The organism is Wolbachia endosymbiont (group A) of Phasia obesa, from assembly GCF_964028125.1.
Taxonomy (GTDB): Bacteria; Pseudomonadota; Alphaproteobacteria; order Rickettsiales; family Anaplasmataceae; genus Wolbachia; species Wolbachia pipientis.
The window spans coordinates 1,162,051-1,174,202 of the sequence record NZ_OZ034764.1 but is presented as its reverse complement, the minus strand read 5'-3'; the positions used below and the strand labels follow the sequence as shown (position 1 = coordinate 1,174,202).

The 12,152-nt window shown below is 34.3% G+C and carries 13 protein-coding genes; 4 read left to right on the top strand and 9 right to left on the bottom strand.

Annotation, left to right across the window (positions count from 1 at the left end):
• Positions 1-57 precede the first annotated feature (57 nt).
• The 7 genes from ABWU29_RS05825 to ABWU29_RS05795 are packed head-to-tail and all read right to left on the bottom strand — an operon-like array spanning position 58 to position 2,639.
• A complete protein-coding gene (locus tag ABWU29_RS05825; protein WP_006279706.1) occupies positions 58-369 on the bottom strand; it encodes a cation:proton antiporter subunit C in 312 nt (103 codons plus the stop codon).
• The gene (locus ABWU29_RS05820; protein WP_006279705.1) at positions 366-785 is read right to left on the bottom strand and encodes a Na(+)/H(+) antiporter subunit B; all 420 of its coding nucleotides are present in this window, start codon (positions 783-785) and stop codon (positions 366-368) included. Before ABWU29_RS05820 ends, ABWU29_RS05825 begins: the two co-directional genes overlap by 4 nt.
• Positions 778-1,305, bottom strand: a complete 528-nt coding sequence (locus ABWU29_RS05815; RefSeq protein ID WP_015589497.1) for a DUF4040 domain-containing protein — start codon at positions 1,303-1,305, stop codon at positions 778-780. The genes ABWU29_RS05820 and ABWU29_RS05815 overlap by 8 nt, the downstream gene beginning before the upstream one ends.
• Position 1,306: 1 nt before the next feature.
• Positions 1,307-1,594: a monovalent cation/H(+) antiporter subunit G gene (gene mnhG, locus ABWU29_RS05810; RefSeq protein ID WP_006279703.1), complete on the bottom strand. Its 288-nt coding sequence runs from the start codon at positions 1,592-1,594 to the stop codon at positions 1,307-1,309.
• A 6-nt stretch (positions 1,595-1,600) separates the two neighbouring features.
• The gene (locus tag ABWU29_RS05805; RefSeq protein ID WP_007548527.1) at positions 1,601-1,846 is read right to left on the bottom strand and encodes a monovalent cation/H+ antiporter complex subunit F; all 246 of its coding nucleotides are present in this window, start codon (positions 1,844-1,846) and stop codon (positions 1,601-1,603) included.
• A 28-nt stretch (positions 1,847-1,874) separates the two neighbouring features.
• Complete coding sequence (rpoZ, locus tag ABWU29_RS05800; protein ID WP_007548528.1) at positions 1,875-2,282, bottom strand: DNA-directed RNA polymerase subunit omega; 408 nt, start codon at positions 2,280-2,282, stop codon at positions 1,875-1,877.
• A gap of 60 nt (positions 2,283-2,342) precedes the next feature.
• Positions 2,343-2,639 (bottom strand): helix-turn-helix domain-containing protein, encoded by a 297-nt coding sequence (locus ABWU29_RS05795; RefSeq protein ID WP_012673420.1) that lies wholly within the window; start codon positions 2,637-2,639, stop codon positions 2,343-2,345.
• A 436-nt stretch (positions 2,640-3,075) separates the two neighbouring features.
• On the opposite strand from ABWU29_RS05795, the gene purE reads away from it, so the two are divergent.
• From purE to ABWU29_RS05775, 4 genes are all read left to right on the top strand, one after another.
• Positions 3,076-3,567, top strand: a complete 492-nt coding sequence (purE, locus tag ABWU29_RS05790) for a 5-(carboxyamino)imidazole ribonucleotide mutase (RefSeq protein WP_015589499.1) — start codon at positions 3,076-3,078, stop codon at positions 3,565-3,567.
• Positions 3,568-3,574: 7 nt separating this feature from the next.
• Positions 3,575-5,392 carry a DNA mismatch repair endonuclease MutL gene (mutL, locus tag ABWU29_RS05785; protein WP_141456850.1) on the top strand — a complete coding sequence of 606 codons (1,818 nt, stop codon included), beginning with the start codon at positions 3,575-3,577 and terminating at the stop codon, positions 5,390-5,392.
• Between the two features lie 870 nt (positions 5,393-6,262).
• Complete coding sequence (locus ABWU29_RS05780; protein ID WP_353280217.1) at positions 6,263-8,917, top strand: 2-oxoglutarate dehydrogenase E1 component; 2,655 nt, start codon at positions 6,263-6,265, stop codon at positions 8,915-8,917.
• A gap of 244 nt (positions 8,918-9,161) precedes the next feature.
• On the top strand, positions 9,162-9,950 hold the full coding sequence (locus tag ABWU29_RS05775) for a hypothetical protein (protein ID WP_015589502.1): 789 nt from the start codon (positions 9,162-9,164) through the stop codon (positions 9,948-9,950).
• Between the two features lie 130 nt (positions 9,951-10,080).
• On the opposite strand, the gene ABWU29_RS05770 is transcribed toward ABWU29_RS05775, so the two are convergent.
• Positions 10,081-10,677 carry a TIGR02217 family protein gene (locus ABWU29_RS05770; protein WP_141456846.1) on the bottom strand — a complete coding sequence of 199 codons (597 nt, stop codon included), beginning with the start codon at positions 10,675-10,677 and terminating at the stop codon, positions 10,081-10,083.
• Between the two features lie 53 nt (positions 10,678-10,730).
• A complete protein-coding gene (locus tag ABWU29_RS05765) occupies positions 10,731-12,098 on the bottom strand; it encodes a hypothetical protein (RefSeq protein ID WP_255498570.1) in 1,368 nt (455 codons plus the stop codon).
• Positions 12,099-12,152 lie beyond the last annotated feature (54 nt).

Genomic DNA, 12,152 nt, shown 5'->3' with positions numbered 1-12,152 from the left:
TGTGGCTATTTGTTACTTCATATAGTTTAAGATACTGTTAATTTATGTACACTTGTCTTAATCGATTGTTCCATACTTTTCTTCCATTTTTACTGCTATGGATAATCCAACTGAAAATGTTGCAATTCCAACCACTATAGCAGTAAGCATTAAAACATGGGGTATAGGATTGCTATATGAATAAAAATTTGAAACCAATATAGGAGGCAAGGAACTTTTTATATATCCTAGAGATATGTAAAATAACAAAACAGATGCTTGGAAGACGCTTACCCCTATCATTTTCTTGATTAAATTTTTATCGTTTATAATAATATATAAACCTAGCACCATTAATACAATAATAATCGTATAATTATATAAAGTCATTGTTTTTTCCTACGAGCAAAATTTATATATATAATTAACATAGAGGAGCAGACAGTAAATGCTACACCTAATTCCACCAAAAAAATACCTAATTTTTGACCGGTTCTATTATTGGTTAACAAGATATCATAAGATAAAAAATTTTGGCCAAGTAAAGTTGTTGCAACGCCCGTTCCTCCATAAATTAAAATACCTAACACGTTAGTCAATCTAATCACAGAATAAGGTATTGCTTTTAGAGTTGTAGATACACCAAATAGCATTGAATATAATATTATCCCGGAGGCAATAATTATTCCTGCTTGAAAACCTCCACCCGGAGTGTAATCACCGTGAAATTGTATGTATAAACCAAATAAAATGATAAAAGGTATCATCAAAAATGTTACTGCATTTAATATCGGATCTTTAATCATTTTCTTTTTCTTCTTTTAATATCAACGTTATACAAAGCGCAGCAGTAAAAACTACTATAGTTTCTCCAAACGTGTCATAACCACGAAAGCTTGCCAAAATAGCTGTCACTATATTAGGAATACCGGTAGCTTTTTCGGTATTTTCCACATAATAAGGAGCAACATGCAAGTGGATCGGAGCATTGTGGCTGCCAAAATCTGGCAATTGAATCATAAAATATGACAAACATACAGCCAGAAATAACATAAAAAAAAGCGTTATAGGGTTATGAGATAGATTTACTTTATGATTCTTTATCAAGGAGAGTGCTGCAAACGTAAAAACTGTACTGAGCCCCGCACCAACAGAAGCTTCAGTAATTGCAACATCAGGTGCATTCATAATTAAGTATATAAGCGCAATCAGTGAACTAAATACACACATTAGAACAGCACTTACGACTAAATGTCGCGAGAAAACTATAAAAACCGTAACTGTTAGTAACAACAAAAGTAACACTACATTTAATATTTCTAACACCTTAGCCTTCTTTAACAGTTTTTTTCTTAACTTTATAATGAGTGCGCGCTAAAATATAGCTATTAGTTGAGTTAGCTACCCATATTATAAAAATTAATAATACTATTTTAACAGTATTGATTGAAAATCCATTCTGCAAAGCAAAACCAATTAACAATAACGTTGCACCGCTAGAATCTGTAATACCTGCTGCATGTAACCTAGTATAGAAATCAGGAAATCTGATCACCCCTATATTTGAAATAATTATCAAACAAATACCTAAAAATATGAAAATGGATCCTATCATAAATTATCAAAACAACATTAATCTCATTAGTGCTATAGTTGATATAAAGCTAACGCTAGCATACAACAATGCTATATCAATTAAAAAAAAATTATTCAGAATGATTGATATTGCTGTTATAAGTACAACTACTTGCGTTGAGAAATTATTGAACGCTAAAACCTTATTGTACACATCATTTGACTTAGACACTATGCAACACAACATTACACTCATACAGAACAACAGTGTATAGATAGCAATGCAAATCATTTAAAGACTATGTAACTTCAGTAGATTTCTAAACAGATACTTCTTCATCGCCATCTTGATCATTTATTTCATCATCTATTTCACCATCCACTTCATAATCTTGGCTTTCTTGACTTGCATCAAGGTCTGTGTTATCAGAAAAATTTAATAAATTCGCTAGCTTACTTGTATTACTGCTGTAAACATTATTCATATTTCCTTTCATGTATTCCTTGCATCTACCTACCAAAAGGCTAAACAGCTCATGAGTATCCACCTGTTTTCCTGCTATTTCATGTAAGGAAACTATGGTATTTTTATGACCTTTAAACTTAGCTGCTTGAATTGGATTACTTGCCCCTGTATTTAAATCATGTGTTCTTTGACTTGCCAACAGAACCAATTTGAAACGGTTACTTACCCGTTCTATACACTTTTCTACAATAGACTCAGCCATAAGATACTACCTTAATAAGTTTTATACTATATCACAAAAAACAAGTTGTCAACTTTGTATCTATTGCGATTCAACTTCATGTTTTACTTTTTCTGCCTCAGATTTTATTTCTTGGCTTTCTGTCATCGTGATTGTTATCTCATGATCAAGTTTTTTTAGAAATCCTAACAATCGCTCTAAAGAAAAACCATCTATTTTACCATTTTTAATTTGTGATACCTTTGGCTGATCAATACCAAGTTTCTCAGCTGCAAAAGCCTGAGTCCAAGCATTTTTTTCTACAATTTTATTTATTATATAAAGCAACTTTGTTTTTATTCCTGCACTGTCTAAGTTATTTAACGATATTATTTCCATAATTCTTACACTCACATATCAGTTAACTTTATTAAATATTATAACATAATATTTAATATACCAAGATATTAATATCATGTAACTTGTCAATAATTATATGATATCAATATTTAAAACTTTAAGTTGATTATATATTAATATTTTTATCAAATTTCTAGTAATTTTAAATTACCATTTTACCATCAGTCTATCTGAAAAAACCATTTATAGAAAGAACAAGCTAAGATTACAAAGCTTGAAATACAAAAATAATTATTTTATAAATTTATCTTACATAAGAAGTTTATATCTCTATATCTTAATATAAATATTTATTTAAATTTTTAAAATTTCTATTTTAACGAGAATTCTATATATTATATTTATAATATAATTTAAATATTTGTTGCTTTTTAGCTGGAACATTATTTAGTTAGTAAGTAAAATTGTGTTGAATATGACAAAAATAAAAAAAGATATTGCTGTTATTATGGGAAGTGAGTCAGATTACACTACTATGGTCCATACCGTCGATATGTTAAAAGCATTAGAAGTTTCACATGACATATTCATAATATCTGCACATAGAACACCAGAAAGGCTCTTCAATTTTGCTAAATCTGCACAAGAAGAAGGTTTTAAGGTTATTATAGCTGGTGCAGGAGGTGCAGCTCATTTACCTGGTATGGTTGCGTCACTAACTTGTTTACCAGTTATCGGCGTTCCTGTGCATAGTAAACAATTAAATGGGCTGGACAGTCTACTCTCTATAGTTCAAATGCCAAAGGGTGTTCCAGTTGCAACCATGTCTATAGGAGAAAATGGAGCATATAATGCTGCCATTACTGCCGTATCTATATTGTCAATTTCCAACAGTGAAATTGCAGGTAGGTTAAAAAAGTGGAGAGAGAAACAGACCAAAGAAGTAAAAGAAAAACCAGTTTCATAATAAATCTATGGCAATAATTCTTTTAGACACAAAAACCATAAACCGTATAGCAGCGGGGGAGGTGATAGAAAGGCCAGCAAGTGTAGTAAAGGAATTAGTGGAAAATGCAATAGATGCTGGAAGTTTAGAAATAGAGATCAAAATAGAAAGTGGTGGGCGTAACCTTATTATTGTGACAGATGATGGTAACGGAGTAGAAAAAAACGATTTAGAACTTGCGTTTATGCGCCATGCTACTTCAAAATTGAGCGACAATGAGTTGATAGAAATCAAGCATCTTGGCTTTAGAGGAGAAGCTCTGCCTTCAATAGCAGCAGTAAGTAGGATAAAATTATCGTCTAAGGCAAGAGAAGCAAATGAAGCATGGTCTATAAGTTATGAGGGTGGAGAGAAAATAGGGGAGCAAACTCCTTACTCTTTATCACAAGGTACACATATTGAAGTACGAGATTTATTTTTTGCCACTCCAAATAGACTAAAATTTCTAAAAACCGAAAGAGCAGAAACTCAAAGCATTGTTGATATTGTAAATAACCTAGCAATGATTAACTATCATATAGGGTTTACTTTCAATTCAGGTAATAAAAAGCTCTTAAAATACGCTAAGCAGACTTCGTTATTTCATAGATTGTGTGAAGTAGAAGAAGAATTTCAGGGCAGTTCTCTGGAGATTAATGAAGAAGAAGACGGCATTAAACTTACGGGACACATCTGTAAACCGACCGTCAATCGTGGTAAGTCAACTCAGATCTATACGTTTGTTAATGGAAGGCCAATCAAAGATAATCTACTTATTGGCGCAGTTAGGTATGCATATCATGATTTTATTCCAAGCGATAGGTATCCTTTCGCAGCGTTACATTTAGAGATACCTTATGATCAAGTAGATGTAAATGTGCATCCAAATAAGTCAGAAGTAAGGTTTCAGAATAAGAAGCTCATATATGAGATAGTGACAAGAGGATTAATTAAAGCATTGTCAAGAAGGATAGGCACCTTTCTAGCGCATGACCAGAAAATGGATTCAACATTGCCAGATCCTTTTGATAAACCTAATGTTCAAAATGAAAGAAGGCCAAGTCCTTTTGAAAATCAACTAATAAAAGAATTTGCTTCTCCAAATGAAAGAGTAAAAAGCTTATCAGAACAGTCAAAATCGTTTGATTATACCGGCATACAGAAATTACCATCACAAGCGGAGACTATGGTTCTAGAAAAAAAGGTGTTAGAGCAAGTTGATTTGATAGAGAGCCACCCGCTCGGGTTTGCACGCTGTCAGGTCTATAATACTTATATTATTGCAGAGGTAAGGGACAAATTGATTATAGTCGATCAGCATGCAGCCCACGAGAGATTAGTATATGAATGCCTAAAACAAAAATCAAGTATAAAAAGACAAAAACTACTTCTTCCTGAAACGGTTGAAATCAAAAATCAAGCCGGAATGGAGATGATTGAAATCTATAAAGATAAGTTATTTGAAATGGGTTTTGATATTGAAATCAAATCAGAGAATAAAGTGATAGTAAAAGAAATCCCTGCAATTTTGGGAGCAATAGATGTGAAAGAGATGCTAATTAACATAATTGATAGATTAACGGAAATAGAAGATACATTGCCAGTAGAAGATAAAGTGAACAAAATATTGGCCACTATCGCTTGTCATGGATCAATTAGAGCGGGTAGAAAAATGAGGTTAGATGAAATGAATGAGCTGCTGAGACAAATGGAAAAAACCCCATATTCCGGGCAATGCAACCACGGAAGACCAACTTATATAGAAATGAAACTCAGTGATATTGAAAAACTTTTTGAGCGTAGGTAATGAGGTTGCCATAAATATGTAACCTCGTCATCCAAGTAGCTCATAGAAACGGATTAAACGAAAAAACTTCCTTGACAAACTCCGTCAGCCCCCTTATCATGAAAGTGAAGCTATTTATTTATCTTCTCTGTACAGATTAAATGACAAAAAAACTCAACGTATCTGGCGTCTCATGTTTAATTTTTTGTACTATGTGCACTCTATGTCTTTATCAAATTTCTAGGTTTTTACCTATACAAGCTGAAATACGCTTATAAAGCATTTAAAACATCAAAAAACGCCAACTTAAAAAATGGATAGTGAATAATTAGCTACCCTAGGGTTTCTTTTGCCTTTTTTTCTGTTTAGTAAATTTCTTAAACATTTATGACTAAAGGTTAGTTGCATTAAAAAGCAGCTAAATCGCGGTTATTAAGCGTTTAGAATAAAAAAACGCCATACTTGAAAGTATAATGTAAGTAATTAGCCAACCACGGGGCTTCTTTTGCCTTTTTTTTATTTGGTAAATTTCTTAATATTTATAGCTAAACGACAATCGTCATCCCGCTACGTGTTAGCGGGATCTATGCTTTGAGATACCGCGAATGAATCGCGGTATGACGGTGTAATGATGGTTAAGTAATTCGTCATCCCGCTGCTTGTTAGCGGGATCTATGTTAAGGTATAGTAGGGGATCTATGTTAAGAGATACCGCGAATGAATCGCGGTATGACGGTGTAGATGATGGTTAAGTAATTCGTCATCCCGCTGCTTGTTAGCGGCTAAGAGATACTGCGAATGAATCGCGGTATGACGTATAGAAACTAAAAAAGTTCTTTTTTAAAAAACTTAAGTTATACTTATAAGTATTTGATACTTTTTATAGTGATTATGTCGAGTTTAAGCTGCCTTTATGGTGATAATGCAGAATTTGTGGAAGAAATGTATAGCCGTTATTTGCAGGGTGATAAATCAATCGGGGAGGATTGGTATAGAATTTTTTCAAGCAATTTAGAAGTTAATAAAGCGGAGACCTGCGGTGCACAACATGTAACTAAGGTGGATGATTCAGTTTCTAGTTTAGCAAATTTTTTCAGATCTTACGGTCATTTTTTTGCGGATCTTAATCCGTTATCACCCAATGTGAATAAGGAAGTAGATTATCAGAAATATTCGAATCTATATCCGGCAAGTGACGCTGGAATCTATAGAGATATTTACTGCAAGAACATCGGTTTTGAATTTATGCATATCTCCTCTTATGAGGAGAGGATGTGGCTGCAGGAAAAGATCGAAAATCAAACCTATACGCTGAGTTCACAAGATAAAAAGGAAATACTGAGGCACTTAATTGAATCTGAGATGTTCGAGCAATTTCTCCATATGAAATTTCCTGGATATAAACGTTTTTCTATCGAAGGTGGGGAATCAGCTATCGTTGCAATTGAGAGAATCATTAGTGATTCTGCAGCTTTTAGTATTGAAGAAATAGTTCTTGGCATGGCTCACCGCGGACGACTCAATATTCTAACCAAAGTTATGGGCAAAGAATATGCGGCAATGCTATCTGAATTTCAAGGCAATCTTGCATATCCAGGTGGTCTTGAGGTGTCCGGTGATGTTAAATATCACCTTGGTTACTCTTCTGATCAAACACTTGCCAGTGGTAAGAAAATACATTTAAGTTTATGCCCTAATCCATCTCACCTTGAAGCGGTAAATCCGGTTTTGGCTGGAAGAATAAGAGCAAAACAGAATATAAGATCTGTGCTTGGCATATCAATTCATGGTGATGCGGCTTTCATCGGCCAAGGAGTGGTTGCTGAAACTCTAACCTTAAGCAATATTGAAGGTTATAAGGTAGATGGCATTGTGCACATTGTTATTAATAACCAAGTTGGTTTTACTGCTAATCCGTGTTGTGCGCGATCCTCTTTTTACTGTACTGATGTAGCAAAATCAATAGAAGCTCCAGTGTTTCACGTTAATGGAGATAACCCAGAAGCTGTGAGTTTTGCTACAAGTCTGGCGATGGAATATAGGCAGAAATTTAAAAAGGACGTAGTGATTGACATAATATGTTACCGCAAATATGGCCATAATGAAGGTGATGAACCGAATTTCACTCAGCCACTCATGTATAAGGTAATATCAAAGCATAAAACTCCAGGAACACTGTATGAAGAGAAGTTGATCGCAGAGAAAGTATTAAGTGGTGATGAGGTAAATAAATTGCGCAGTGAGTTCAGGGCAAAATTAGATAAAAGTCTTGCTGAATCAGCGGCTTATACTCCAAAAAAAGCTGACTGGTTCGGTGGAGTGTGGTCAAAATTAAGAAGAGCAAAGTTGAACGATTTGAGCGAATACTACACGGATTCTGGTGTTCCGCCAGATGAGTTGAAAAAATTAGGTGTACATATAAATAGCAACATCCCAAGTAGCTTTAATATTAACAATAAGGTTAGAAAAATACTTGATGGCAGAATAGACAGCATAAATTCCGGTAGTAATATAGACTGGGCAACTGCCGAAAGTCTTGCGTTTGCATCACTGCTCACAGAAGGAATAGGAGTGCGTTTATCAGGACAAGACTCTGGTCGTGGAACTTTCTCGCACCGTCATTCAAGGCTTGTTGATCAGGTAACAGAAGAAGCGTTTATTCCGCTAAACAATATAAATGAAAAGCAAGCTCACTTTGAGGTCATAGATAGCGCTTTATCAGAGTATGCTGTAATGGGCTTTGAATATGGATATAGTCTTGATTCCCCGTATTCACTGGTGCTCTGGGAAGGGCAATTTGGTGATTTTGCAAATGATGCACAAATTATGATCGACCAGTTTATCGCATCTGCAGAAACAAAGTGGTTGCGATCAAGCGGTCTAGTTTTATTGCTGCCTCATGGTTATGAAGGACAGGGACCTGAGCATAGCTCCGCACGTATAGAGAGATTTTTGCAACTCTGCGCAGAGGATAATATGCAGGTAGTTAATTGTTCCACTCCGGCGAATTACTTCCATGTCTTACGCAGACAAATGCATAGAGACTTTCGCAAGCCTTTAGTAGTGTTTACACCTAAATCACTACTGCGTCATAAAAGAGCAGTTTCTAACTTATCCGATTTTGAAGGAAAATTCCTCACGGTGATTCCAGAATGTAGAAAAGGTTTAGTTTCAAGTGATAAAGTACGAAAAGTTGTAATATGCAGCGGTAAAGTTTATTACGATATAATTGAAATGCTTGAAACACAAAAAATAAACGATATAGCAGTGATACGTTTAGAACAATTCTATCCGTTTCCTGCAGATAAACTAAGTAATGAACTTGAAAAGTACAAAAACGCTGAAATTATATGGTGTCAAGAAGAACCAAAAAATATGGGAGGATGGTTTTTTGTCAACCCATTGATAGAAGAAGTGTTGTCCAATCTCGATATTCAAGCAAAAAGACCTAAGTGTATCGCGAGACCTGCTGCTGCATCTCCTGCATGTGGTTATGCTAGTGTCCATGCTCAGCAACAAGAGGAGATTTTAAGACAGATCGCTTAGTATTTACAGTTATTGAAGCAGAAGTGGTGCTATAAAAGTAGCTGACACTTGAATCCGGTTGCATCACGCGCTGCAGCCAGGCGCAATAGAAAACGCATTACACCAATAAAGCCCTTTTGGTACTCAAGCAAATATAAAAGATTTTTATTCTATTAAAAAAAAATAATTTTTATTAAAATTTTCATTTATTTTTATTTAAAAAGTAAACATTATTAATATTTACTTTAACTAATATAGGATATATATGAATACAAAAATATTTGAGATGTTAATAAGGAGAACTGGTCTACGCAGAGATAGCAAAGCTGAGATCATACAGTTAAATAGAAATGAAAAAGCTTTCGTAGATGAGGATAAAAAATCTATCGAATTAGCTGAGGCCATTTTTGAAGAGAATAATATGTTTCATTTCCGCAAACCAGGTCCTGCTATGGATTACATTTTGCACAAATTAATAAATGATAGGAAGCTTTTCGAGGAAATGAAAGATAGAGGTACAAGTATAATACGTCTTTTTTCTTTGTTATCAATGTATCATGGTCGTCTCAATTGCTGTGTTATAAGAAAAGGAGGGTGTATTACTGAGTGTGGCATACTTGATTACGCTGGCACCTATCCAGAACTAGTGCCTTTAGAGGACTTTATACTTATTGAGCCTTGCTCGTACCTCGAGTACACTGTGCTTGATAATGATAACATCAGAAATAGGTTAGCTAGAGACTTGACTGAAGACAAAACAAAATTAGATATCTTTTTGAATGGAATTTTAGCAACAAAGAATTCGGATTTAGTATTATCTTGTATTAACAAGATAGAGGTTCTTAATGAGGAAGATAGATATTTTGTTAATCGCTTACAGAAAAACAACATGCTAGACTACATCTTAAACAAAGATGATACAACACTTGCAAAATCAACTCTAAAGGAATTGTTGAAGCTTTCTATTTTGCAGGAAGGAGAAAGCACTAAGCTAGAATCTCCCCAAGCTTCAAGTGTAAATGTTAGCAAAGCTCAGCAACATTGTAGTATATAGCTGGTGATAAAGTTTAAAATAATTGCATATACTAAGGCTCATTTAAATATAGAGCCTCAGTGGTGCTTAACTTTTTTAATTGATGGTGACTAGTAGCCCTACTATGATGTAGATCTATGCTCGCTTACAGCTAAAATTTCACCTCTATTAGTGGAATGTTATTCCAGCTATTGCTTCCATAGTCATCAATAGAAGCGTTTAAGTAATCTGTATCAAAGCGCACGGGCACATCAAATTCGAAGCTCGCAGTGATTATTGCATCTTTTACTGGCGGTTTCATGAATGTTATTTCTCCCGTTGAATAATTTACTGAATATTCACTCTCTTCTTTACCATTTAAATAAATCTTTACTGTCCCATGTACTGGCTTTTTGATCATACGTATATGCTTATCTTCCCCACTTACATAAGTTTTGATTAGCTGAAAAGTCGTTTTTTTGTTATCTCCTATACCAATCTCTTGGTTGATGGCTATAAAATCCGACCAATCCTTAAAACGAAACCCTATTGCTTTACCTTTTCGTGCATGAAAAAATGTTATTAGTTCTAGTAGCTGCTCGTTTGATCTGACCCCGTAAGCTATGTTGTATCTAGTGCGTGCATGAGACCAATTGATGTTGCGCTGTTCACAACCGTTATGAGTTGTTACAACGTCAGTGGAAAATTCCGGTCCTCCAGCGGAACCATAAGATATATTTTCTGGAAATCTAATTTCTGTGAATGACATATACCCTCCTGTAGAAATAAAGTTGAGTTGATGTAGATAAAGTAGGAAAAATCTTAAACTTTTGAAATTGCTTTATTAATAAGATCGTGCATTTTTAATCCCACCTTCTCTAAGAAAGTGTGGGCATTATCTTCTTGACCTTTTCCTAACTCGCTTTTCAGTTCGTTAATGTCTTTATGACTCTGCGTTAATTGATATACACAAACACATGCAGCGACTAAAGCAGTTCCAGCAAGACATGCAAAAGGAATTGCTTGAGTAATGATAGCAGCTATAGCAGATGCTGTGAATGCTATAGCTGTTATTACAGTAGCTATTACATAAATAGCCTCTTTCCTGTAACTATTGATTAATTTTTTTTGTATTTCTTTTTGTTGTGTTTTTTGTTCTTGCTGATGAGAGGAAGGGATTTTTTTATCTGTGTAAATTTGTAAAACCGGCGCACTAGTGTTGGTATTAATTATTTCTTGTTGTACTTTTTGCTCTGATTGATTAGAAGTAGGAATTTCTCTATCCGTATAAACAGTCGCACTAGCGCTGGCATTAATTCCTTCTTGTCGTGTTTTTTGCTCTAGTTGATGAGAAAAAGGGATTTCTTTATCCGTATAAACAGTCGCACTAGTACTGATATTAATTATTTCTTGTTGTACTTCTTTCTCTGATTGATCAGAAGTAGGAACTCTTTTACCTGTGCCAAGAATTGCTTCACTAGAAACTTGTTGATCTTCTTTTATATCTTCAGAAATTCCACTAAGGAGTGGTACAAAATGTTGCATGTAATTCACTACTCCTACAGTTTTTTTACTATTATCTATCTTTAATTGATCAAGATTCACACCTTGTATAAAAACTTCTAGATCATCATCATGTGCTGTAATTTTAGTTACTGTAACTTTTTGACTATCTTCCTCTATTGAATAAATATCAAGCTCCACTTCATACTTATCACATATCATTCTCCCTTCAATCCCTGGGCGACCCCATATAGGTAGGCTAGCTTCTGTAGCCATACTTCTAATATCTTTTAAATATCTATCAAAAGATGCAATATTGTCTGGTATAATATTGTTCTGGTTATCTTTCATTACATTTCCATTTGAACCTATCATAGGTACAGCATATCCTTCAGCAATATTTTTTGTTATTTCATCAAAAACCCATCGTGAGTCCTTTTTGTTTTCAGCATAATCTGCACAATCTTTTCTTAATGATTTTGCGGTAAAACGATGACCAGGTTTTAACTCATTCAACCCTTGAGCCACGGAGTCAAAAAAGCAATCCCCTGTCTTTAGAGCAGCCCCTATCTTTAGTTTTTTAGAATAAGCACTCTTTAAATTATGCAATAAATTACTTGATTTTTTCTTTTCTTTGATTTGTCGAAAAAGAGCAATTGGTTCTCTTGTATAATTAGGTTCTTTCATATTGTAACTCCAGAATGGTAATTATATATTGAGTTTAACACTTTTTAATGGATT

Coding starts and splice junctions, on each gene's coding strand:
- ABWU29_RS05775 (WP_015589502.1), top strand. CDS start 9,162: ATGAATACAAAAATATTTGAGATGTTAATAAGGAGAACTGGTCTACGC.
- ABWU29_RS05765 (WP_255498570.1), bottom strand. CDS start 12,098: ATGAAAGAACCTAATTATACAAGAGAACCAATTGCTCTTTTTCGACAA.
- ABWU29_RS05805 (WP_007548527.1), bottom strand. CDS start 1,846: ATGATTTGCATTGCTATCTATACACTGTTGTTCTGTATGAGTGTAATG.
- mutL (WP_141456850.1), top strand. CDS start 3,575: ATGGCAATAATTCTTTTAGACACAAAAACCATAAACCGTATAGCAGCG.
- ABWU29_RS05820 (WP_006279705.1), bottom strand. CDS start 785: ATGATTAAAGATCCGATATTAAATGCAGTAACATTTTTGATGATACCT.
- ABWU29_RS05780 (WP_353280217.1), top strand. CDS start 6,263: ATGTCGAGTTTAAGCTGCCTTTATGGTGATAATGCAGAATTTGTGGAA.
- ABWU29_RS05825 (WP_006279706.1), bottom strand. CDS start 369: ATGACTTTATATAATTATACGATTATTATTGTATTAATGGTGCTAGGT.
- ABWU29_RS05795 (WP_012673420.1), bottom strand. CDS start 2,639: ATGGAAATAATATCGTTAAATAACTTAGACAGTGCAGGAATAAAAACA.
- mnhG (WP_006279703.1), bottom strand. CDS start 1,594: ATGATAGGATCCATTTTCATATTTTTAGGTATTTGTTTGATAATTATT.
- purE (WP_015589499.1), top strand. CDS start 3,076: ATGACAAAAATAAAAAAAGATATTGCTGTTATTATGGGAAGTGAGTCA.
- rpoZ (WP_007548528.1), bottom strand. CDS start 2,282: ATGGCTGAGTCTATTGTAGAAAAGTGTATAGAACGGGTAAGTAACCGT.
- ABWU29_RS05770 (WP_141456846.1), bottom strand. CDS start 10,677: ATGTCATTCACAGAAATTAGATTTCCAGAAAATATATCTTATGGTTCC.